At 72.3% G+C, this 22016-nt stretch carries 18 protein-coding genes; 11 read left to right on the top strand and 7 right to left on the bottom strand.

Annotation, left to right across the window (positions count from 1 at the left end; genetic code table 11):
• Positions 1-57: 57 nt before the first annotated feature.
• Both ABZT12_RS09395 and ABZT12_RS09390 read left to right on the top strand, forming a co-directional pair.
• The gene (locus tag ABZT12_RS09395) at positions 58-1800 is read left to right on the top strand and encodes a pyruvate dehydrogenase (protein WP_356379932.1); all 1743 of its coding nucleotides are present in this window, start codon (positions 58-60) and stop codon (positions 1798-1800) included.
• A 572-nt stretch (positions 1801-2372) separates the two neighbouring features.
• Entirely contained in the window at positions 2373-2789 is a 417-nt protein-coding gene (locus ABZT12_RS09390) for an ATP-binding protein (protein ID WP_356380269.1), read from the top strand.
• A 101-nt stretch (positions 2790-2890) separates the two neighbouring features.
• Here ABZT12_RS09390 and ABZT12_RS09385 read toward each other — a convergent pair whose 3' ends face one another.
• Both ABZT12_RS09385 and ABZT12_RS09380 read right to left on the bottom strand, forming a co-directional pair.
• Positions 2891-3928 carry a DUF2637 domain-containing protein gene (locus tag ABZT12_RS09385; RefSeq protein ID WP_356379929.1) on the bottom strand — a complete coding sequence of 346 codons (1038 nt, stop codon included), beginning with the start codon at positions 3926-3928 and terminating at the stop codon, positions 2891-2893.
• 304 nt (positions 3929-4232) lie between these two features.
• Positions 4233-5081 (bottom strand): (2Fe-2S)-binding protein, encoded by an 849-nt coding sequence (locus ABZT12_RS09380; RefSeq protein WP_356379926.1) that lies wholly within the window; start codon positions 5079-5081, stop codon positions 4233-4235.
• Positions 5082-5238: 157 nt separating this feature from the next.
• Between ABZT12_RS09380 and ABZT12_RS09375 the strand changes: the two genes are divergently transcribed.
• Complete coding sequence (locus ABZT12_RS09375) at positions 5239-6069, top strand: GntR family transcriptional regulator (protein WP_356379923.1); 831 nt, start codon at positions 5239-5241, stop codon at positions 6067-6069.
• Positions 6070-6075: 6 nt separating this feature from the next.
• Here the strand turns inward: ABZT12_RS09375 and ABZT12_RS09370 are convergent, their stop codons facing one another.
• From ABZT12_RS09370 to ABZT12_RS09360, 3 genes are all read right to left on the bottom strand, one after another.
• The gene (locus tag ABZT12_RS09370; protein WP_356379920.1) at positions 6076-6591 is read right to left on the bottom strand and encodes a DUF2231 domain-containing protein; all 516 of its coding nucleotides are present in this window, start codon (positions 6589-6591) and stop codon (positions 6076-6078) included.
• A gap of 80 nt (positions 6592-6671) precedes the next feature.
• Complete coding sequence (locus ABZT12_RS09365; protein ID WP_356380266.1) at positions 6672-7454, bottom strand: hypothetical protein; 783 nt, start codon at positions 7452-7454, stop codon at positions 6672-6674.
• Positions 7455-7572: 118 nt separating this feature from the next.
• Positions 7573-9246 carry a PucR family transcriptional regulator ligand-binding domain-containing protein gene (locus tag ABZT12_RS09360; RefSeq protein ID WP_356379917.1) on the bottom strand — a complete coding sequence of 558 codons (1674 nt, stop codon included), beginning with the start codon at positions 9244-9246 and terminating at the stop codon, positions 7573-7575.
• 332 nt (positions 9247-9578) lie between these two features.
• On the opposite strand from ABZT12_RS09360, the gene ABZT12_RS09355 reads away from it, so the two are divergent.
• The 4 genes from ABZT12_RS09355 (at position 9579) to ABZT12_RS09340 (ending at position 14732) form a co-directional block, all read left to right on the top strand.
• The gene (locus ABZT12_RS09355; protein ID WP_356379914.1) at positions 9579-10469 is read left to right on the top strand and encodes an FAD binding domain-containing protein; all 891 of its coding nucleotides are present in this window, start codon (positions 9579-9581) and stop codon (positions 10467-10469) included.
• Complete coding sequence (locus ABZT12_RS09350; RefSeq protein ID WP_356379911.1) at positions 10469-11062, top strand: (2Fe-2S)-binding protein; 594 nt, start codon at positions 10469-10471, stop codon at positions 11060-11062. Before ABZT12_RS09355 ends, ABZT12_RS09350 begins: the two co-directional genes overlap by 1 nt.
• A gap of 2 nt (positions 11063-11064) precedes the next feature.
• Positions 11065-13449 carry a molybdopterin cofactor-binding domain-containing protein gene (locus ABZT12_RS09345; protein ID WP_356379908.1) on the top strand — a complete coding sequence of 795 codons (2385 nt, stop codon included), beginning with the start codon at positions 11065-11067 and terminating at the stop codon, positions 13447-13449.
• 62 nt (positions 13450-13511) lie between these two features.
• Positions 13512-14732, top strand: a complete 1221-nt coding sequence (locus ABZT12_RS09340; RefSeq protein WP_356379905.1) for an XdhC/CoxI family protein — start codon at positions 13512-13514, stop codon at positions 14730-14732.
• 4 nt (positions 14733-14736) lie between these two features.
• Here ABZT12_RS09340 and ABZT12_RS09335 read toward each other — a convergent pair whose 3' ends face one another.
• Positions 14737-15177, bottom strand: a complete 441-nt coding sequence (locus ABZT12_RS09335) for an SRPBCC family protein (protein WP_356379902.1) — start codon at positions 15175-15177, stop codon at positions 14737-14739.
• A gap of 400 nt (positions 15178-15577) precedes the next feature.
• Between ABZT12_RS09335 and ABZT12_RS09330 the strand changes: the two genes are divergently transcribed.
• The 4 genes from ABZT12_RS09330 to ABZT12_RS09315 all read left to right on the top strand — a co-directional run bounded on the left by ABZT12_RS09330 (position 15578) and on the right by ABZT12_RS09315 (position 20922).
• Positions 15578-16498 (top strand): phosphoribosylglycinamide synthetase, encoded by a 921-nt coding sequence (locus tag ABZT12_RS09330; RefSeq protein WP_356379899.1) that lies wholly within the window; start codon positions 15578-15580, stop codon positions 16496-16498.
• A gap of 316 nt (positions 16499-16814) precedes the next feature.
• The gene (locus tag ABZT12_RS09325; protein WP_356379896.1) at positions 16815-19679 is read left to right on the top strand and encodes a BTAD domain-containing putative transcriptional regulator; all 2865 of its coding nucleotides are present in this window, start codon (positions 16815-16817) and stop codon (positions 19677-19679) included.
• A 170-nt stretch (positions 19680-19849) separates the two neighbouring features.
• Entirely contained in the window at positions 19850-20017 is a 168-nt protein-coding gene (locus ABZT12_RS09320) for a hypothetical protein (RefSeq protein WP_356379893.1), read from the top strand.
• Between the two features lie 191 nt (positions 20018-20208).
• Positions 20209-20922: a response regulator transcription factor gene (locus ABZT12_RS09315; protein ID WP_356379890.1), complete on the top strand. Its 714-nt coding sequence runs from the start codon at positions 20209-20211 to the stop codon at positions 20920-20922.
• Positions 20923-20926: 4 nt separating this feature from the next.
• Here the strand turns inward: ABZT12_RS09315 and ABZT12_RS09310 are convergent, their stop codons facing one another.
• Positions 20927-22015: an acyl-CoA dehydrogenase family protein gene (locus ABZT12_RS09310; protein ID WP_356379887.1), complete on the bottom strand. Its 1089-nt coding sequence runs from the start codon at positions 22013-22015 to the stop codon at positions 20927-20929.
• Position 22016 lies beyond the last annotated feature (1 nt).

Genomic DNA, 22016 nt, shown 5'->3' with positions numbered 1-22016 from the left:
GGCTGTGAATTCATGGACCCGAGGGATCCGAGGAGACCGAAGGGGCAGCAGCGAACCATGGCCAAGCAGAACGTCGCAGAACAGTTCGTCGACATCCTCGTCCGCGCCGGGGTCGAGCGCCTCTACGGGGTCGTCGGCGACAGCCTCAACCCGGTCGTGGACGCGGTCCGGCGCAACTCCGCCATCGACTGGATCCACGTACGGCACGAGGAGACGGCCGCCTTCGCCGCCGGCGCCGAGGCGCAGATCACCGGCAAGCTCGCCGCCTGCGCGGGCTCCAGCGGCCCCGGCAACCTGCACCTCATCAACGGCCTCTACGACGCCCACCGCTCCATGGCCCCCGTCCTGGCGCTCGCCTCGCACATCCCCTCCAGCGAGATCGGGCTCGGGTTCTTCCAGGAGACCCACCCCGACCAGCTGTTCCGCGAGTGCAGCCATTACAGCGAACTCATCTCCAGCCCGAAGCAGATGCCCCGCCTGCTCCAGACCGCGATCCAGCACGCGATCGGGCAGTCCGGCGTCAGCGTGGTCGCCCTCCCGGGTGACCTCGCCTCCGAGCCCGCCCCGGAGAGGACCACCGAGACCGCGCTCGTCACGTCCCGGCCCTCCGTCCGGCCCGGTGACGCGGAGATCGACAAGCTCGTCCGGATGATCGACGACGCCGAGAAGGTCACCCTGTTCTGCGGCAGCGGCACCGCGGGCGCCCACGCCGAGGTCATGGAGTTCGCCGGAAAGATCAAGTCCCCGGTCGGACACGCCCTGCGCGGCAAGGAGTGGATCCAGTACGACAACCCCTACGACGTGGGGATGAGCGGTCTGCTCGGATACGGCGCCGCCTACGAGGCCACCCACGAGTGCGACCTGCTGATCCTGGTCGGCACCGACTTCCCGTACAACGCCTTCCTCCCCGACGACGTGCAGATCGCCCAGATCGACGTACGGCCCGAACACCTCGGCCGGCGCTCGAAGTTGGACCTCGCGGTGTGGGGTGACGCGAAGGAGACACTGCGCTGTCTGATCCCCCGCGTGCGGGCCAAGGAGAACCGGCGCTTCCTCGACCGGATGCTCAAGAAGCACGCGGACGCGCTGGAGGGGGTCGTCAAGGCGTACACCCGGAAGGTCGAGAAGCACGTCCCGATCCATCCCGAGTACGTCGCCTCGGTGCTGGACGAACTGGCCGACGACGACGCGGTGTTCACCGTCGACACCGGGATGTGCAACGTCTGGGCCGCCCGCTACATCACGCCCAACGGCCGTCGCCGGGTGATCGGTTCGTTCTCCCACGGCTCCATGGCGAACGCGCTGCCGATGGCGATCGGCGCCCAGTTCACCGACCGCGGGCGTCAGGTCGTCTCGATGTCCGGGGACGGCGGATTCTCCATGCTGATGGGCGACTTCCTCACGCTCGTCCAGTACGACCTGCCGGTGAAGGTCGTCCTCTTCGACAACTCCTCGCTGGGCATGGTCGAGTTGGAGATGCTGGTCGCCGGGTTGCCCTCGTACGGGACGACGAACAAGAACCCCGACTTCTCGGCCGTGGCACGGGCGTGCGGGGCCTACGGCGTGCGGGTCGAGAAGCCCAAGGACCTGCCGGGCGCCCTCAAGGCCGCGCTCAGGCACAAGGGGCCTGCCCTCGTCGACGTCGTCACCGACCCCAACGCCCTGTCCATCCCGCCGAAGATCAGCGCCGACATGGTCACCGGGTTCGCCCTGTCGGCGTCGAAGATCGTGCTCGACGGCGGGGTCGGCCGGATGCTCCAGATGGCCCGCTCCAACCTGCGGAACGTGCCGAGGCCCTGACCGAGGGGCGTGCGCGCGGCGGCCGAGGGCGTTCGGCGGGAGCCGGGACACGTGGCCGTCACCGCCGCACCCAGCGGTTGATTCCGGCCAGTTTCACGCGCCGTGAGCGGACCGGGGCCGACCGCGCGCACCTCCCCGGGTACGGCCGAACCGGCGCCCCGGAAGCGGCGGTCGGGCCGGTCGGCGGCGGCCGGGGGGTGGCCCGGGGTACGGGCTTCCCGGGTGGCGCACCCTGCTGACTCCGGCGCGCATTCGGCCGGACGGCTCACCCCGAGCGCGGGCCGCGTACGGCGATCACCGGGGCGGTCCGTCCGGAACCCGCCGGGCGGCGACCGGGTTGGCCGGTTGCCCCGACTGTGGCCGAACACCCGGTCGTTGACGACTCGACATGACTGGCCCGTTCGCGACAGGGGCATGGTCCCCCGTGAACATGTTCGAGGACGAGGGGAACCAGAATCGGCGTGCGGGCGGGGGTCATGAAAAGGCAAGCGCGAGGGGGCGGTCCCATGGCGATCGGGACCGGGCCGGCGGACACCGCGCAGGAGGAGGCCGCGCAGATGGAGGCCGCGCAGATGGAGGCCGGCAGGGTCGCGGAAGCGGCGCGGTCGCCTCAGCTGAGGCGCAGGCTGGGGCGCGCGGACCTGCGGGCGGTGCCCGAGGCACGCAGGGCGTTACGTGAACTGTTACGGCACTGGGGGAGGCCCGGTCGATCGGAGATAGCGGAACTGCTCACCAGCGAACTCGTCACCAACGCCCTGATCCACACCGATCACGACGCGGTGCTGACGGCCACCGTCGGACCCCGCGGACTGCGCGTCGAGGTGCGGGACTTCGTGGCCCGCAGGCCGAGACCGCGCGTACCGAACGCCGACGACGGTACGCACGGCCGGGGCCTGTTCCTGGTGCAGTCCCTCGCGGACACCTGGGGCGTATCCGCCCACGGGGTGGGGAAAGCGGTGTGGTTCGAACTCGCCCCAGGGACCGTCTGATGTGATGCGCGAACGGTGCGCGGGGACCCGTGCACGGCGAACGGGACGGGGCGGGATCCCCGCGGATCCCGCCCCGTCCCGTCATGTCCGTCGCCCGGAGGTCAGCCGAACTGCTGCTCCAGGTCCTTGAGCTTGCGCTCCAGCGAGTCCAGTCGCGGGAGAGCCATGGTGTCGTCCTCCGCGGTGAGGTCGACGGTGATGGGATCCGAGGCCCCGCGGACGGGCTCCAGCGAGGGACGCTGACGGCCGGGCAGTTCCGGCGCCGGTATCGCGGGCTCCGTGGGTGCCTGGCCGGAGCCGCGCTCCAGTGCCTGCGGCTCGGCCGGCCGGCCGCCGCGACCCACGAATCCGCGGTGCCCCCGGCTGATGGCCTTCAACTGGGCCCGCTCCACACGGTGCTGCTCGCGCCGGCGCAGTCGGGTCTCCTCCTTCTTGAGCTTGTCCTCGCGCACTTCCTCGACGGCCTCGTCCAGGCTGCGCACGTTCTCCAGCAGCATCAGGGACCACGCCCTGTAGGTCTCGCGGGGAGCTCGCAGCCAGCGGACTATACGGATCTGGGGCAGCGGACGCGGCACCAGACCCTGCTCGCGCAGGGCCGCCCGACGGGTCTGCTTCAGCGCGCGGTCGAAGAGGACCGCGGCCGACAGCGACATGCCGGAGAAGAACTGCGGGGCGCCCGCGTGGGCGACGCCTCGCGGCGCGTGCACCCAGTTGAACCACGCGGCCGCGGCCGCGAACGTCCACACCAGTATCCGCGAGCCGAGCGCCGCGTCACCGTGGCTGGCCTCGCGCACGGCGAGAACGGAGCAGAACATCGCCGCGCCGTCCAGGCCGAACGGGACCAGGTACTGCCAGCCGTCCGTGAGGCCGAGGTTCTGTTCGCCGAAGCCGACCAGGCCGTGGAAGGAGAGGGCGGCGGCCACCGCCGCACAGCAGAACAGCAGCACGTAGGAGGCGGTGCCGTATATGGCCTCCTTGCGCCTGCGGCGCTCTTCGCTGCGCTCCCACGTTTCGTCCGTGTTCGCATGCTCCCCCGAGGAGCGCTTGCCGCGCGCGAGCACCGCAACCGCCACCAGCAGGCCCAGGAGCAGCACGGCGCCCGGAAGCAGCCAGTTAAGCGATATGTCGGTCAATCTCATCTGGGGTCCCTTGCATTGGGATAGGGCGTAACGCCCGCCATAGTGGCCCAATTCCACCGGCCCTCAGGGGGTTTCGGGGCAAGAGGCCGCCCAGGAAGCGCAAGGGGATGCCCAGGGCGACTTTCTGCTCGAACTGCCGCGTGAGGGGCGGGAGTTGAGTTCGAATAAGACTACCCGTACGAATGGTTCCACGGAAAGTTCCCGTGACGAGTGAGGAAGTTGTGAAGTACCTGTAACCCGCCGGGCGTCTCGTTCGTGGCTGATCTTAGCGGGCGCTCGACCCGGTCCGTGCCGTGAGGGTCCCTCAACTCGTCGCGGACGCGACCAGCTTGGCCACCCGGTCCGCCTCGCAGGTGCGCGGGCAGGTGGGGCAGGTGTCCTCGGGGTCGAGGGTGTAGAACATGCAGCAGCTGGCCCGGTCCCGGGTGGGCAGCGGCTCACCGGCCGGCCCGGTCAGCTCACGGAACGCGGCGGACCCGACGTACGGCCTGGTCGCTCCCGGCAGCAACAGCTCCAACTCCCGTACGGCCCGCCCCTGTTCGCCGAGGAGGCCGGCGGTGTAGTGCAGGCTCTCGACGATCTCGTCGGTCGCCATGGCCCACAGGGCCCGGCCGCGGCGCCGCATCCGCGGTCCGAAGCCGGACAGGACGGGCTCCAGGTGCGCGGCGACCGAGGACCGCACCTCCGCCCGCAGCGCCTCCTCGTCCGCGACCACCCGGGCGTCCGGCAGCGCTGACGCGGGGTCGTCGGGCAGGCAGGTGAAGGTGGTGGGGCGTACCGCGAGGTGTCCCACGGGGAAGTCGGCGGAGGTGCGGTCGAAGGAGACGTGCGTCACGTCGTAGCGCGGCACCCGGCGGCTCAGGAACCACGGCACGGTGATCAGCAGGCAGGCGGGCCACGTGTAGCGGTGCAGGCCGAAGCTGGCCACCACGTCCGGCCGTGCCCGGCGCCCGTAGTCGCGCCGGACCTGGGCGTCGTCCCACGCCAGGAACGCCTCCAGCGTCGCCCCGCCCGCCGCCAGCGCGGCGGCGTCGACCCAGCCGCCGCCCGTCGGGGCCGGCTGCCCGGACGACAACTCGGTGATCCCCAGCCCGGGGAAGGCCTCGGCGAGGCGGGTGTACGCGTCCGTGACGGCCGACGACGACATGAGCATCCGGGACCACCGATTCCAGGCGGGTTCAAAAGGTAAGCCTTACCTTACCTAATCCGGCCGGGATGTGAACTGTTCGATTCTGCATCTAAGGTGCTTGACGGACGGGTAACAAGCCGCCGTAATGACCTCAAGTACCGACACGTCCGCAGGAGGACCCGTGAAGCAGGGCGCGCAGGGCTCCGCGGCGACCGAGGCGCCGGATCCCCGGCCGCGCCCGGAGCGGGTGCCGGCCCAGGCCCGGCTGGCGGACCGGGACCGGGACCGCGATCGGGAGGGGGACCGGGGGAGGGGCCGGGGCAGCACCGCAGGCGCGGCCCGCGGCGAGCACACCCACGGCGAACCGCCTCTGCCGCGCCCCCGGACCGTCCTCCGGCGCTCCTCCGTACGCGGCCAGATCCTCGACGCCCTGCGCCACGCGCTGGTCGCCGGCGAACTGATCCCGGGAGAGGTCTACTCCGCCCCCGCGCTCGGCGACCGCTTCGGGGTCTCCGCGACGCCCGTCCGGGAAGCCATGCAGCAGCTCGCGAACGAGGGCGCGGTCGAGGTCGTGCCCAATCGCGGCTTCCGGGTGATCGAGCGCGGCGCCCGGGAACTCGCCGAACTCGCCGAGATCCGCGCCTTGATCGAGGTGCCGGTACTGCTCCGGCTGGCCCGCACCGTACCGGCCGGGCGCTGGGCGGAACTGCGCCCCCTCGCCGAGGAGACGGTCCGCGCCGCCTCCTCCGGCTGCCCCGCGACCTACGCGGAGTCGGACCGCGTCTTCCACCGCGCCGTCCTCGCGCTGGCCGGCAACGAGCAGCTCCTCCACTTCGCCGCGGACCTCCACCGCCGCGCCCAGTGGCCGCTCGTGGGTGCGGCGCCCGCCCGCGGGCAGGCCGAGCTGCTCGCGGACGCGGCGCAGCACCTGGCGCTCCTGGACGCCCTGGGCGCTGGGGAGTTGACCGCCGTGCAGGCCCTGGTGGGCGAGCACTTCAGCGGCGCTTCCTGAGCGCTCTCAGCCCTTGCCGCCGGTCGCGGTCTTCGAGTAGCCGCCCGTCCAGGCCGCCTTCGCGCCCGAGTCGCCGATGCGGTACACGTCGACGACCGCGCCCACGGCGACCACGGCGGAGAGCACTCCGGCCGCGATCCGCACCGCCGTGCCCACGGCCATGGGTCCGGCGGTGGCCGGAGCCGCGGCCTCCGGCGCGGGCCGCCGGCCCAGCACCCACCACACGGCCACGGCGAGCAGGAACACACCGCCGGCCCACGGCAGCAGTCCGTCGCCGAGTTCGGCGTGCCGGCGCACCAGGGCGGTGTCGTCCACGTGCCGCTCCAGCCACTCCCCGGCCTGGGTGGTCAGCGGCACGCTCACCAGGGCGACGAAGGCGAGCACCGGCAGGATCAGCCCGAGCCGTCGTGCCGCGGGCGGCCAGACGGCGCAGACGACGAGCGCCAGCGCGCTCAACGGCACCAGTACGACGACGAGATGGACGAGCAGAACATGTGCGGGCAAGCCGTTGATGAGGCTCATCGAGCGCTTCCTCCTGTGGGATCGGGCGCGTCACCCTCGCACAGGAAGTTCTCAGATTCCTCTGAGCCGGAAGCGGCCGCTCAGGCGGTCGCCGCCCCCGCCGCCGGCGGTGCCAACTGGTGTGCCAGCCAGGTCGGTACGCCACCGAGGAGACGGAAGAGGCGGCGGGCCTCCTCGCGGAGCCGGGAGGCCTCCGGTTCGATCTCCGCGTCGGCCAGCGAGGCCAGCGCGGGGGCCGTGCCGACGAGGTAGCCCAACTCCTCGCGGATCCGCAGGGATTCGGTGAAGCCGTGCCGGGCCTCGGCCAACTCCCCGTCCCGCAGGGCGAGTCCGGCCAGGTGCCGCCAGGTGAAGGAGAGCAGCAGCGGATCGGCGTGCGCGGTGGCACCCGCGTGGGCGCGCCGGTAGGCGGCCCGCGCGGCCTGCGGTGAACGTGCCAGGTTCTCCGCGATCAGCCCCCGCCTGAAGTCGAGCACCGCCCGCCCCGACGCCCCCGGAGGGATCAGCGCCGCCGCCCGCCCGAGCGCGGCCCGCGCCTCGTCGGCCCGGTCGCGTACCCGGTGCACGGTGGCGGCGTAGGCGAGCTGACCGCGTTCACAGGCCGCCGCGCCCCGCTCGTCGTCCTCCTGGGCCAGTGCCTCGGCCGTCCGCAGCGCGTCCTCGGCCTCCTCCCACCCCTGTTCGGTGTAGAGGCACCGCTCGACGAGCAGCTCGGCCCGCTGGAGCGAGGCGGCCGGGGTCTCCGGTCGGATCAGCGCCGCCGCGTCGGCCCAGCAGGCGCGTGAGCGCAGCCGCCACACCGCGGTCTGGAGGGGATCGTCGCCATCGGTCGTTCCGTGTCCAGACATGGCGGACTGCGCCACGTTGCCCTCCCCAAGGTCCAGCACGCCGTCGAGCTGTTGGTGGCGGAATCTCAGCACGGATCGGGGGCCCGGCCAAGAGGGCGGGTGAAAGAATTCACAAAGTCGTGGGATCGCCGGGTCAGCTCATCCGCAGGGCCAGGAAGAAATCGAGCTTGTCCTCCAGGCGCGAGAGGTCGCGGCTCGTCAACTGCTCGATTCTGCCGACCCGGTAGCGCAACGTGTTGACGTGCAGGTGCAGCCGGGCCGCGCAGCGCGTCCACGAGCCGTCGCTCTCCAGGAACGCCTCCAGCGTCGGGATCAGTTCGGCCCGGTGGCGGCGGTCGTAGTCGCGCAGCGGATCCAGCAGCCGCGCCGTGAACGCCCGCCGTACGTCGTCCGGCACGAACGGCAGCAGCAGTACGTGGGAGGCCAGCTCCTGGTGCCCCGCCGCGCACACCCGTCCGGGGCGCGCCGCCGCCACCCGCCGGGCGTGCCGTGCCTCCTCCAGCGCCCCGTGCAACCCCTCCGCCGAGTGCACCGGCGCGCTGACCCCGAGCGTGACCCGTCCGTCGCCGTCGAGCCCGGCCGACAGCGGATCCCGTACGACCGCCAGCAGCGCGTCCGCGAGGATGCCCGACTCGGAGCCGTCGTGCTCGGCGGAGAGCGCCGGCAGCGGAACGAGCGCGATCGCCTCGTCGCCGGAGTGGGCCACGGCGATCCGGTCGGACGGCTCCGGCCCGGTGGCCAGCGGGTCGACCAGGATCTCCTCCAGCAGCGACTGCGCGACCGGACCGCCCTCGATGTCACCGCCCTCCCAGTCGGCCCGGGCCACGACCACCTGCCAGTGCGGGGCCGCCCCCAGCCCGGGCAGCAGCACCGGCGCGGCCACCCGCAGCCGGGCCGCGATCTCGGCGGGCGCGGCACCCGTCTGGACCAGCTCCAGCACCTCCTGTGCGAGCCGTCGGCGTACCGTGCGCGCCGCGTCCCGCCGGTCCCGCTCGACGGATATCAGCTGGGTGACGCCCTGGAGCAGGTCCAGCCGTTCGTCGGGCCAGTCACCGGCGTCCGCCTCGACGGCGAGCAGCCAGTCCGACAGCACCGTCGCGCGGACGTCCCGCGAGCCCTGCGGCAGGCGCCCACTGCTGCGGACGGGAAAGAGCGAGTACGTCGTGGCGCCCCGGGTCAGCCGGTGCGGTCCGCGCCGGCCCGTGCGGGTGGCGGCCAGATGCGCGGCGGCCAGCTCGGCGCAGACCTCGGCGGGCAGCGCCGGACCGGCGGACTTCGAACCCGCGACGAGCCGCCCGGTCGGCGACAGCACCCAGGCCCGCAGGTCGAGGTCGGTCCGGAGCAGGTCCAGGACCACGTCCGGGCCGCCGCCCGCCGGTCCGGAGGTCATCATCCTGCGGTGCCGGTCCACCACGGCCGCCAGATCGCCGGCCCGCTCGCCCGAGACCTGCCGTACGACATGTTCGGTGATGGTCGCGAACGCCACCGACTCGTTGACCGCGAACAGTGGCAGCCGGTGCCGGGCGCAGGCCACGACCAGGTCGTCGGGGATGTTTCCCAGCTCGGCCTCGCCGGCCGCCAGCGCGGCCACCCCGGCCGCCACCAGGATCCGTATGAACGGCTCGCTGTCGGCGGCGTCCCGGCGCCAGGCGAGACCGGTCAGGACCAGCTCCCCGCCGGACAGATAGCGGCTGGGATCGCGCAGGTCGGTGGTCATCACCCCGCGTACCGTCCGGTCGAGCTCGTCCTCACCGCCGAGCAGCCGCAGCCCCAGCGCATCGGTGTCCAGAAGTGCGCGCAGCCGCATTCGTGTCGCCGCCGTTCTCTGTCTCGAACCTACGATGGATCGTGCGGTGGTCGGGTGACCGGGACCCGGTGCGCGGGTCCCCCTGCTTCCGCCCGTCTGTTCTCCGCGTTTCTTGAGGAAAACGAGGAGGTTACCGAGGACTCCTGTTCATACGAATCTACAAGATGCCTGGTCTGGCCAGCCAACTCCTTCATGGTTTCGGTGACTGACCCGGTCGGAGTACGGGGCTGTGTACTGACCCCACTCCGCGTGAACAGCCCATGAACGAGCCCGGGCCGCCGCACACGATCTGGCTCGATCCGTACGACACGAGACGAAGAAGAGAGCCGGTCATGGACTTCCTTCGCCCCGCCAGCTGGGGGGAGGCGCTCGCCGCGAAGGCCGAGCACCCCACCGCTGTACCGATCGCGGGCGGCACCGATGTGATGGTCGAGATCAACTTCGACCACCGCCGGCCCGAGTACCTCCTCGACCTGAACCGCGTCGGCGACCTCTACGAGTGGGAGGTCGGCGCGGACACCGTACGGCTCGGCGCCTCCGTGCCGTACAGCCGGATCATGGAGCACCTCCGCGCCGAGCTGCCGGGCCTCGCCCTCGCCTCGCACACGGTCGCCTCCCCGCAGATCCGCAACCGCGGCGGTGTCGGCGGCAACCTCGGCACCGCGTCCCCGGCCGGCGACGCCCACCCCGCGCTCCTCGCGGCCGGCGCCGAGGTCGAGGCCGAGTCGGTGCGCGGCACCCGCCGCATCCCGATCGACGCGTTCTACACCGGCGTGAAGCGCAACGCCCTCGCACCCGACGAACTGATCCGCGCCGTGCACATCAAGAAGGCGGACGGCCCGCAGCAGTACTCGAAGGTCGGCACCCGCAACGCGATGGTCATCGCCGTCTGCGCCTTCGGCCTCGCGCTGCACCCCGCCACGCGCACGGTCCGCACCGGCATCGCCTCCGCCGCGCCCACCCCGATCCGGGCGAAGGTCGCTGAGGAGTTCCTCGACGCGGCGCTCGACGAGGGCGGCTTCTGGGAGAACGGCAGGATTATCACGCCGTCGGTCGCCAAGCAGTTCGCCGAACTGTGCTCCGCCGCCTGTCACCCGATCGACGACGTCCGGGGCACGGCGAGCTACCGCCGCCACGCGGTCGCCGTCCTCGCCCGCCGCACCCTGGGCTGGACCTGGGAGTCGTACCGCGGCGGTGCCGCCCGCTCGGAGGGAGTCGCCTGATGCGCGTCAGTTTCACGGTCAACGGCCGCCCGCAGGAAGCCGACGACGTGTGGGAGGGCGAGTCCCTGCTCTACGTCCTGCGGGAACGCATGGGCCTGCCCGGCTCGAAGAACGCCTGCGAGCAGGGCGAGTGCGGCTCGTGCACCGTCCGCCTGGACGGCGTGCCGGTGTGCGCCTGTCTGGTCGCGGCCGGCCAGGCCGAGGGCCGCGAGGTCATCACGGTCGAGGGCCTCGCGGAGTACGCGCGAGGGAGGGGGCGCGGGGCGGAAAAGCGTGACACTTCGCTGGAAAGTGACACGCTTTCTCAGCCACACCCCCACCCCCCGCAGCCCGGCCCGGCCGGTCACCGGACCGGTGACGGCACCGAACTCTCCCTGATCCAGCAGGCGTTCATCGATGCCGGCGCCGTCCAGTGCGGCTTCTGCACCCCCGGCCTCCTCGTCGCCGCGGACGAGATGCTGGAACGCAACCCCGATCCCGCCGACGCGGACATCCGCGAGGCGCTCTCCGGCAACCTGTGCCGCTGCACCGGCTACGAGAAAATCATGGACGCGGTCCGGCTGGCGGCCGCCCGGCAGGCGGAGGCGGTCTGACCATGGGAACCACCGGCACACCCACCACTCTCACCCAGGGCAGCAGGACCAAGGGCGGCATCGGCGAGTCCACGCTCCGCCCGGACGGCACCCTCAAGGTCACCGGCGAGTTCGCGTACTCGTCGGACATGTGGCACGAGGACATGCTCTGGGGCCAGATCCTGCGCTCGACCGTCGCGCACGCCGAGATCGTCTCCATCGACACGGCCGAGGCGCTCAAGACCCCCGGCGTCCACGCCGTGCTGACCTACGACGACCTGCCGACCGCCGTACGCACCTACGGTCTGGAGATCCAGGACACCCCGGTCCTCGCCCACGGCAAGGTGCGCCATCACGGGGAGCCGGTCGCGATCGTCGCCGCCGACCACCCCGAGACCGCGCGCCGCGCCGCCGCGAAGATCAGGGTCGAGTACCGCGAACTCCCGGTCGTCACGGACGAGGCGTCCGCGACCGCGCCGGACGCGATCCTCGTCCACGACAACCGCACCGACCACCACATCGGCCACGTCCCGCACCCGAACATCGTCCACCGGCAGCCGATCGTGCGGGGCGACGTCGAACAGGCCGCCGCCCGGGCCGACTTCGTGGTCCGGGGCGAGTACACCTTCGGCATGCAGGACCAGGCGTTCCTGGGCCCCGAGTCCGGTCTCGCGGTGCCCGCCGAGGACGGCGGCGTCGACCTCTACATCGCCACCCAGTGGCTCCACTCCGACCTGCGCCAGATCGCGCCGGTGCTCGGCCTGCCCGAGGACAAGGTGCGGATGACCCTCTCCGGCGTCGGCGGCGCGTTCGGCGGTCGCGAGGACCTGTCGATGCAGATCCACGCCTGCCTGCTCGCCCTGCGCACCGGCAGGCCGGTGAAGATCGTCTACAACCGCTTCGAATCCTTCTTCGGCCACGTCCACCGCCACCCGGCGAAGCTCCACTACGAACACGGCGCCACCAAGGACGGCCGACTCACCCACCTCAAAGCCCGCATCGTCCTGGACGGCGGCGCCTACGCGTCCGCCTCCCCGGCCGTGGTGGGCAACGCCTCCTCGCTCGGGGCCGGTCCGTACGTCGTCGACAACGTCGACATCGAGGCCATCGCCCTCTACACCAACAACCCGCCCTGCGGCGCGATGCGCGGCTTCGGCGCGGTGCAGGCGTGCTTCGCCTACGAGGCCCAGATGGACCGGCTCGCCGACGCGGTGGGCATGGACCGGGTCGCGTTCCGGCAGCTCAACGCGATGGAACGGGGCACCGTCATGCCGACCGGCCAGGTCGTCGACTCACCGGCGCCGGTCGCCGAACTCCTGCGCCGCGTCAAGGCGATGCCGATGCCACCGGAACAGCAGTGGCTGGCGGCCGGAGAGGCGGCCGACGTACGGCAGTTGCCGGGCGGCCTGTCCAACACCACGCACGGCGAAGGCGTCGTACGCGGGGTCGGCTACGCGGTCGGCATCAAGAACGTCGGCTTCTCCGAGGGCTTCGACGACTACTCGACGGCCAAGGTGCGTATGGAGGTCGTCGGCGGCGAGCCGGTCGCCACCGTGCACACCGCGATGGCGGAGGTCGGCCAGGGCGGGGTCACCGTCCACGCGCAGATCGCCCGCACCGAACTGGGCGTCGCCCAGGTGACCATCCGTCCCGCCGACACCCGGGTGGGCAGCGCCGGTTCGACCTCGGCCTCCCGCCAGACGTACGTCACCGGCGGCGCCGTCAAGAACTCCTGCGAGCTGGTGCGCGAGAAGGTCCTGGAGCTCGGCCGCCGCAAGTTCGGCACCCACCACCCGGCCTGGGCCACCGCCGAACTCCTGCTGGAGGGCGGCAAGGTGGTCACCGACGGCGGCGAGGTCCTCGCCGGCCTGGCCGACGTCCTCGAAGGCGAGACCGTCGAGGTCGAGGCCGAGTGGCGCCACCGCCCCACCGAGCCCTTCGATCTGCGTACCGGACAGGGCTCCGGCCACGTCCAGTACACCTTCGCCGCGCACCGCGCGGTGGTCGAGGTGGACACCGAACTCGGCCTGGTCAAGGTGGTGGAGCTGGCCTGTGCGCAGGACGTCGGCAAGGCGCTCAACCCGCTCTCCGTCATCGGCCAGATCCAGGGCGGTACGACCCAGGGCCTGGGCATGGCGGTCATGGAGGAGATCATCGTCGACCCCAGAACCGCGAAGGTGCGCAACCCCTCCTTCACGGACTACCTGATCCCCACCATCCTCGACACGCCGACCATCCCGGTCGACGTGCTCGAACTCGCCGACGAGCACGCCCCGTACGGGCTGCGCGGCGTCGGCGAGGCCCCCACCCTGTCGTCCACCCCGGCGGTCCTCGCGGCCATCCGGAACGCGACCGGGCTGGAACTGAACAGGACGCCGGTCCGGCCGGAACACCTGACCGGCACGTGACCTCCGGGGTCGCGCACCACCGGCCCACGACCCCACCCTGTGAACCTCAGGAGGAGACAGAGATGCTGGACATCGCCGAGGAACTGCACCGGTGGGTCGAGCAGGGTCGCGACTTCGCCGTGGCCACCGTGGTGGCGGTGGGCGGCAGCGCACCCCGCCGGCCCGGCGCCGCCCTCGCGGTGGACACCGACGGCACGGCGATCGGGTCGGTCTCCGGCGGCTGCGTGGAGAGCGCCGTCTACGAGCTCTGCCGCCAGGCCCTGACGGACGGCGACACCGTCCTGGAACGGTTCGCGCACAGCGACGAGGACGCCTTCGCCGCCGGCCTGACCTGCGGCGGGGTCATCGACATCCTCGTCACACCGGTACGGGCCGCCGACCCGGCCCGCCCGGTGCTCAGGACCGCGCTGGCCGCCGTCGCGCACGGCCGGGCGGCGGGGCTCGCCCGCATCGTCGCCGGCCCGGCGCACCTCCTCGGCCGGGCACTCGTCGTACGCCCCGACGGCGGCTACGGCGGTGGACCGGGTGGTGGCTACGACGGCGGCTTCGGCGCCCACCCCGAACTGGACCGCACGGTCGCCGCCGAGGCGGCCGCCTTCCTGGACGCGGGCCGCACCGGCACCCTGGAGATCGGCGAACAGGGCTCCCGCTGCGGCGCCCCGCTCACGGTCCTGGTCGAATCCTCCGTGCCGCCGCCCCGGATGATCGTGTTCGGGGCGATCGACTTCGCGTCGGCCCTGGTCCGCGTCGGCAAGTTCCTCGGCTACCACGTGACGCTGTGCGACGCCCGCCCGGTGTTCGCCACCAGTACCCGCTTCCCGGAGGCCGACGAGATCGTCGTCGAGTGGCCGCACACCTACCTGGAGCGCACGGACGTCGACGCCCGCACGGTCCTCTGCGTCCTCACCCACGACGCCAGGTTCGACGTACCGCTGCTCCGTCTCGCCCTGCGCCTCCCGGTCGCCTACGTCGGCGCGATGGGCTCGCGCCGCACCCACCTCGACCGCCACCGGCGCCTGCGCGAAGTCGGCGTCACAGAAGGGGAGTTGGCCCGGCTGAGGTCGCCCATCGGTCTCGACCTGGGCGCCCGTACCCCCGAGGAGACGGCCCTGTCGATCGCCTCGGAGATCGTCGCCGACCGGCGCGGCGGCAGCGGCCTCCCCCTCACCGGCGCCCACACCCCGATCCACCGTGAGACGCCCGCCAGGCCGACGGCACCCACGCGAACCACGGGATCCACGCGAACCACGGGATCCACGCGACCGATCGGGTCGGTGGCCTGACTCCTCACGCCGCGCGGAGCAACGAGTTGACCGCCCGTCCGAACATCGACCGGGCGGCCCAGGCGAGGGGCCGGTCGAAGGCGGACGGCACCATGGCCACCCTCAACTCCTCGTGCCAGACCACCCGACTGCGACCCCCCGGCCCCGGCCGTACCTCGATCTCCGCCCAGCCGGTGACCCACCGTCCCCGCTTCTCCAGCCGGCACAGCCCGGCCACCCCGTCCGCCGGCGGCCGCCACACCGTGACCTCCATCGGGTCGTCGAAGCGGAACGGCCCGATCCCCGTCCGGGCCACGAAGACCGTGCCCACACCGGTCGGACCGGGCGTCTTCACGGTGACGCGGGTCAGGGGCACCGCGTCGGCGTGGCGAGGCCACTCCGTGAGCCGGCGCCAGGCCTCGTCGAGAGGGAGCGGAGCCGTGCGTTCGAGACGGAAGTCGACCATGTGAGGATCGTAGGCAACGCGCCCTGTCCGGCGATACGTTCGCCACCGGCTCACACGGTTGGCCTAGCGGGTGACGGGCGAGGACGCGTACGTCGCCCCCTCCGGTCCCCGGCCCGTTGGCGGGGCCGAACCGGTCCCGCCGTCCGGAGATCTCGTGGGAACTGTTGCGCGCCACGCCCGTCGAGCCGATTGCGAACGGGCGTCGGGCGGCGGCATGATGACGAACCCCTCGGCGCGAACGGCGCGCCGGCCGCGACGGTCCGGCGGGGAAGGGAAAGGGAACGGGAAGGGAAGACGGCGGCGCACAGTGACGCGTATGTGTGCACCCTCCTCAAGGAGTTCGCAGGTCAGGCTGCTCCTGGTGATGCCGAGTCACCAGCTTGCGCGAAGGGGTGCGGAGTTGGGATTCCGTATCTGGTCGATATGGGACCCGCTCCAGCTGGAGGCCGATTTCGCGCCACGCATCGAGGAGGTCTCCGAAGAGCTGCTGCTCACCGGCTTCGCCGACCGGGCCCGGCTGCGCGAGACCATCACCCGCACCGCGCTTCGGGCCGGCGTCGACGCCGTGCTGCACTGCGGACACGGCAGCTCCGTCCTGCCGGTGGTCGAGGAGGCGTGGCGGCTGGGGCTCTCCCCCAACCCCCCGGAGGTGTACGAGCGGCTCCAGGTCCGCGAACGGGCTCCCGCCTACGCTCCCCGGCTGAGCGTCGAGACGCTCACCGTGGACGGGTACCACCACGTCGTGGGCGTCACCGCGCAACGCACGGCGGGGCCACCGCACTTCCTCGTGACGGGCTACCTCCATCCGGCGCCGTTGACCGACGATGAACGCAAGGTGATCGAGACGGTCGTGGTGGCGTGGCTGGAAGGGAGCGGATACCGCTTCGGCCCGGCCCACACACAGGTGGCGTTGATGCCCGACGGGCCGCGGATCGTCTCCTGCCGGCCGCAGTTGGGCGCCGACCGGATCCCCCTGCTCGTCGAGATCGCCTGCGGGTTCGACTTCGAGGCGGCGGTCTTCACGGGACTCCTGGGCGACGCCCCGGTCGTTCCGAGCCCCTCCCGGTACGCGGAGATCGGCTTCTTCCTTTTGCCCGAGGGGCAGTTGGAGACGTACACCGGCACGGAGGACATCGCGGTGACCCCGTGGGTCCGTGGCGCGCGCTTCCCGTACACCCCCGGCGACTGGATCCCGCCCCTCAACGACCCCCGCGCGCGGCGCGGTTACGTCGTGGTGGAGGGTGACACCCCGGAGCTCACGCGTGAACGGCTCTCCAAGGCGCGGCAGGACCTCATGGTCGACATCCGGCCAACCAGGTAGTGCGCACTGCGTAGTTGACCCCTCCTCCTGAGCTACGCGGAAGCACGGTGAAGCACTGCTGAAGTGTACATAACAGGTGCGTGTTGCCGGGGAGATGATTTACTCTCGCGCTGAGGTGCGTCCCATCTCATCACTGACGGGGGAGGTCAGGGTGCGAGCCGCGACATCGAGTGACACTGGAGGCACTGCCGGTCCCAGGCCGGAATTCAACGTCCTGGGGTCCCTGGAAGTCCGCAGCGGCAGTGATCCCGTCTTCGTCAACGGCGCCCTGCAGCGGCGAGTTCTCGCTGTGCTGCTCATGGAGGCAGGGCGCGTGGTGCCCATCTCCCGTCTGGTGATGGCCGGTTGGAACGAGGCGCCGCCGGACAGCGCCGAGCACCAGGTGCGCAAGACGGTGGCCAAACTGCGCCGCCTCATCCCGCACGGGTCCGAGGTCATCGTCACCGACGGGCCCGGCTACCGCGCGGTCGTCGACGCCGGGCAGCTCGACCTGCTGCGCTACCAGGCGCTGCTGCGACAGGCCAGGGAATCGTTGGACGCCGGTGAGACGGACCGGGCCGCGGTACGGCTGCGTGAGGCGCTGGCGCTGTGGCGGGGACCGGTGCTGGCCGGGTCCGGCGGTCGCGTCGTCGACGCCGCCTCGACGGTTCTGGAGGAACAGCGGCTCACCGCCGCGGAACGGCTCTACGAACTGCGCATCGAGGCGGGCGAGGCGGCCGAGATCACCGGTGAGCTGCGCGCCCTCGTGGAGGAGCATCCGCTGCGCGAGACGTTGCGCAGCCGGCTGATGCTCGCCCTCTACCATTCCGGCCAACAGGGCGCCGCCCTGGGCGAGTTCGCCCGCGCCAGAGACCACCTGGCCGACGAACTCGGGATAGACCCCGGCACCGAACTGACCGAACTGCACGAACGCATCCTGCGCCAGGACCCCGCCCTCGCCCGGCCGGAACGCGCCGCCCCCCGGGCCCACCAGCCGGTCACCGCCGCCCCGCACGCGCTGCCGTTCGACGTGCCGGACTTCTCCGGCCGGACCTTCGAACTGAAGTGGATCGGTGAGGCGGCCGGACGGACCCAGCAGGAGTCACCGACGGTCCTGGCCATCGACGGCATGGGCGGCGGCGGCAAGACGGCACTCGCCATCCACGTGGCACATCAACTGGCCGAGCAGTACCCCGACGGCCGGCTCTTCATCGACCTGCACGGCTTCACCCCGGGCCAGACGCCGCTCAGCGCCTTCCAGGCACAGGGCGACCTGCTCGCCGCCGCCGGCCTCCCCAGCAGCGAGATATCCATGGTGCCGGCGGGACGCGCCGCCCTGTGGCAGTCCTTCATGCGCGGCCGGCGCATGCTCCTGGTCCTGGACAACGCGGCCGCCTCCGAACAGGTCCGGGCGCTGATCCCCGCCTCCTCCAACAGCCTGGTCCTGATCACCAGTCGCCCTCGGCTGACCGGTCTGGACGGTGCCGAGTGGCTCTCCGTGGGCGCCCTTCCGGAGCTGGACAGCTACCAACTGCTGCGCAACGCCCTCGGTGCCGAGCGGGTGGAGAGGGAACCGGAGGCCGCCCGTGAGCTGTTGCGGCTGTGCGGAGGACTTCCGCTGGCGGTCCGGATCGCTGCCGCCCGGCTGGCGAACCGTCCCCGCTGGACCGTCCAGCGACTCGTCGACCGGCTGCGGGACCACGAGCGCCGTCTGGACGAACTCGACAGCGAGGGGCGGGGAGTCGCGAGCGCGCTGCTGCTGTCCTACCAGGCCATGCCCCAGGAACAGCGCACGGCCTTCCGGCTCCTGGGACACCATCCCGGACGCTACCTGGACGCCGACGAGGCCGCCGCCCTGCTGGACACCGACGCGCTGACCGCCGAGCACGTGCTGGAAGAGCTGGTGGACGTACGGCTGCTGGAAGCCCGGGAGCCGGGCGTGTACGCCTTCCACGACCTGGTGCGCAGCTTCGTGCACCGGGTGGCGCAGGGACAGAAGGTGCCGGAGGACGGGCAGGCGGTGCAGCGGCTGCTCGACCACTACCTGCACACCGCGGAACGCGCCTGCGACGTCCTGTTCCCCGGGCGGCGCCACTTCGGCGACCACGGGGAGGAGCACCGTACGCACGAGGAGTTCGACGACAAGGAGGCGGCGCTCCAGTGGCTCGACCAGCACCGCGAGAGTCTGCTGCTGGCCGTCGACGCCGCCTCCACCAGAGGACTGCTCTGGCACGCCGCACGGCTCCCCCGCGAACTGGGCTTCCACTCCAGCATCCGCGGCTACGACAGCCGCGCCAACGCCGTGCTGGAGAAGGGGGTCAGCGCGTCGCGGCAGCTCGGGGACCGGCCGCTGACCCGGCTGAACCTCATGAACCTGGCCATGGGCAAGTGGCGGCTGGGTCAGTTGCGCGACGCCGTCGCCCAGCTGGAAGAGGCCGTGGATCTCTCCCAGTTGATGGAGGACGCGCACAGCGAGGCGGAGTGCCGGGCCCGGCTGGGGCAGGCGTACAACAGCCTGGGGGAGCTGGACCGCGCCCTGCGGCTGAGCGCGGAGGCCAACCGCTCCGCACAGGAGCTCGGCTTCACCCGGCTCGACGGCTCGTCGCTGAGCACACTGAGCCTGATCCAGGGGCGGCTCGGTCTGTTCGAGGAGGCCGCGGAGTCGGCGGAGCGGGCGCTGGCCATCTTCGACTCGATCCAGGAAGTCCAGCTCTCCGTCGACGCGTTGAGCAACCTCTCCCAGGCGAACGAGGGCCTGGGCCGCTTCGACGAGGCCCTCGCCCGGGCTGACGCGGCGCTGGAGCGGTGCCGGCACATGAACATGCCCTCCGTACTGCCGCTCGTACTCGCCCGCAGGACGGACGTACTGGTGCGCATGGGCAAGACGGAGGAGGCGGCGACCAGCGCCGCCCACGCGCTCGCCGAGATCACCCGCAGCACCGACGACATCCACCGCACCACCGTGCACCTCTCGGCCGGCCGCGCGCTGTACGCGCGGGGCGTCCTGAGCACGGCGCGGGACCAGCAGCTGCTCGCCCACGAGATCGCCTGCCGCATGGAGTTGCGCTACGACGAGGCATGCGCGCTGTGGGGTCTGGCCCGTACCGCCGACGCCCAGGGGGACCGCCGAGCGGCCGAGCAGCACCGTGCCGAGGCGGAACGTCTCTTCACCCTCATGAGAGTGCCGGTGACCGCCCGGTGAGCCCTGCGCTCCGGGCGCCCGGGCGGGCCCGGCGCCGTCCGGAAGGGCGCGCCGCGGCCGGTGCGGACGGCGTGGGTATCGCGCGGGTGTCGAGAGGGGAACGGGCAGGGAAGACGACTGGGGAGTATCGGCGGAGTCAAAGGGGCCAGTCATCCCGAAGGAGCTCATACATGCGCGTCACCCGCATCGCCGCCTCCGTCCTCGCTCTTGGGTCGTTCCTGGGGGGACTCACCGCCGCCGCCCACGGTTCGGAGACCGTCAAGCACCGCACGGCCGCCGTCGCCCCGCTGACGGACGTGGCCGCCTTCGGGACCGGTGACAACAACGGCAACGGCTGAACCGACGGGCCGCGACCGCGGGTCGCGGCCCTGTCACCTCCGCCCGGACAGCCACCGCCGCCCACCCGCACGGCGCCGCGTGATCAGTCGCTCCCCGGGGCGGACCACGCGAGATCACGCGCCGCCTCCCCAGCGCGATGCCTTTCCTGACCCACGAGGCTTCCTCCCAATCCTTGTCGAGGCGGAACACCATGACCATTCGGGTAATCATCTGTGACGAACTGCCGGTCATCGCGGACGGGTTGCGGACCCTGCTCGACGCGGTACCGGACATCGACGTGATCGGCACGACCGACAACGGCATGGAGGCCATCGTCCTCACGCGCACCGCGCGCCCCGATGTCGTGGTCACCGATCTGAACCTGCGGACCATCTCCGGGCTGGAGATGATCCGCAGGCTCGGCAAGGAGGACACACCGCCCAACATCGTGGTCTTCACCGCGTCCGACGCCGACAAGACGGTGAGCGACGTGCTGCACGCCGGCGTGAGCTGCCTGCTCGGCAAGGACGCGAGCCCGCAGGAGCTGACCACCGCGATCCAGGCGGCGGCCGCCGGACAGACCATGCTCGCACCGAACATCGCGCAACGCCTGGTCACCTGGTTCCGAGAGCGGCCGGAGCCGCAGGAGTCCGTACCGTGCCCGGAGGTGACCGAACTGACCAAGCGGGAACGGGAAGTGACCCGGATGGTCGCGCAGGGCATGTCCACCGAGGAGGTGGCCAGCGAACTGGTCATCGGCGAGGCCACGGTCCGTACCCACCTCTACCGGGTACGGACCAAGCTCGGAGTCCGCGACCGCGCCGAACTCGTGTCCCTGGCCTACCGCTCCGGGCTCATCCACTCCGCGGAACACCCCTTCGGCGACGAGGACTCCGAGGCGCGCCTGGTACTGCGCGCCGGCTGACCCCTCACCGCGCCCCGCCCGCCGCCACAGCGACCCCGTGTCCTGTGCCGGCGGCGGCGGTGCGCCTGGCCTCGTCGAGGCGGGCCGCCCCGACCAGCCGCCACAGCGCGGCGGGATCGCCGTACCGGGTGGACTCCGCCGCGGCCAGCCGGAAGTACCGGTGCAGACCGAGCTCCGCCGTCATCGCCCGCACCCCGCAGCTCTGCATGCACACCCGCACGACGTCGCGCGCGGTCTCGGCGGCCGTCGCCAGCGCCATGACCGGCGCGCCGCCGACCTGGTCCCGCTCGGCGTCCGAGTCCACCAGCCAGGCCCCCCGGTACACCGCCGCGCTGGTCGCGCGCAGGGCCACCCCGGCGCGCGCCAACGGGAAGGAGACGGCGGGCAGATCACGCAGCCTGGTGTCGAACTGCCGCCGGAAACCGGCATAGCGCACCGCGATCCGGTACGCGCCGCCCGCGACACCCAGCAGGTAGGCGGCCTGCCGGAGCCGCGCCCGCGCGAGCGGCCCGGCGGGCGAGTCGTCCAGCCTTCCGACCAGGTCCGCTCCGGCGACCGGCGTCGCCTCGAACCGGACCACCGGCGGCCAGCACCCGGCCTCCACGCGGACGCCGGTCGCACCGCGGGGCACCGCGACGAGCACCGGCTCGCCGCCTGCCCTGACAGCCACCAGGAGCGGCCCCGGCCCCGCGTCGTCCACCGTGACCGTGCCGGTCAGCTCCCAGCCGCCCGCCCGCGCGGTCGCGGTGACCCCGGTGCCGGCCGGCAGCGCTTCCAGTCCGGCCAGCGCCGCGCCCGCCGGACCACCCAGGTCGGCTGCCAGCGCGTCGGCCCGGTAGGGGTTGCCGCACGCGGCGCGGCCGAGTTCCTCGCTGACCAGCACCCCGGCCGTCAGACCGAGGCCGAGACCGCCGGCGGAGGCCGGCCGTTCGAAGTCGGCCGCGCCCAGGCCGTCGAGGACCGCCCGCGCGGGGCCACCGGCTCCGTCGGCCACCGGCGCGCCGTGCAGCTCCATCCGGACCGGGACGCCGGCCAGGCCCGTACGCAGGGCCTTGCGCAACTGGACGACGAGCGGATCGGGGGTGAGGTCCATG

Source organism: Streptomyces sp. NPDC005423 (genome assembly GCF_040606415.1).
In the GTDB taxonomy this organism is placed as follows: domain Bacteria; phylum Actinomycetota; class Actinomycetes; order Streptomycetales; family Streptomycetaceae; genus Streptomyces.
The sequence above is the reverse complement of the archived record's forward strand: the minus strand, read 5'-3'. Positions and strand labels throughout refer to the sequence as shown.

Coding starts and splice junctions, on each gene's coding strand:
- ABZT12_RS09395 (WP_356379932.1), top strand. CDS start 58: ATGGCCAAGCAGAACGTCGCAGAACAGTTCGTCGACATCCTCGTCCGC.
- ABZT12_RS09390 (WP_356380269.1), top strand. CDS start 2,373: ATGGAGGCCGGCAGGGTCGCGGAAGCGGCGCGGTCGCCTCAGCTGAGG.
- ABZT12_RS09385 (WP_356379929.1), bottom strand. CDS start 3,928: ATGAGATTGACCGACATATCGCTTAACTGGCTGCTTCCGGGCGCCGTG.
- ABZT12_RS09380 (WP_356379926.1), bottom strand. CDS start 5,081: ATGCTCATGTCGTCGTCGGCCGTCACGGACGCGTACACCCGCCTCGCC.
- ABZT12_RS09370 (WP_356379920.1), bottom strand. CDS start 6,591: ATGAGCCTCATCAACGGCTTGCCCGCACATGTTCTGCTCGTCCATCTC.
- ABZT12_RS09360 (WP_356379917.1), bottom strand. CDS start 9,246: ATGCGGCTGCGCGCACTTCTGGACACCGATGCGCTGGGGCTGCGGCTG.
- ABZT12_RS09355 (WP_356379914.1), top strand. CDS start 9,579: ATGGACTTCCTTCGCCCCGCCAGCTGGGGGGAGGCGCTCGCCGCGAAG.
- ABZT12_RS09350 (WP_356379911.1), top strand. CDS start 10,469: ATGCGCGTCAGTTTCACGGTCAACGGCCGCCCGCAGGAAGCCGACGAC.
- ABZT12_RS09345 (WP_356379908.1), top strand. CDS start 11,065: ATGGGAACCACCGGCACACCCACCACTCTCACCCAGGGCAGCAGGACC.
- ABZT12_RS09340 (WP_356379905.1), top strand. CDS start 13,512: ATGCTGGACATCGCCGAGGAACTGCACCGGTGGGTCGAGCAGGGTCGC.
- ABZT12_RS09335 (WP_356379902.1), bottom strand. CDS start 15,177: ATGGTCGACTTCCGTCTCGAACGCACGGCTCCGCTCCCTCTCGACGAG.
- ABZT12_RS09320 (WP_356379893.1), top strand. CDS start 19,850: ATGCGCGTCACCCGCATCGCCGCCTCCGTCCTCGCTCTTGGGTCGTTC.
- ABZT12_RS09315 (WP_356379890.1), top strand. CDS start 20,209: ATGACCATTCGGGTAATCATCTGTGACGAACTGCCGGTCATCGCGGAC.
- ABZT12_RS09310 (WP_356379887.1), bottom strand. CDS start 22,015: ATGGACCTCACCCCCGATCCGCTCGTCGTCCAGTTGCGCAAGGCCCTG.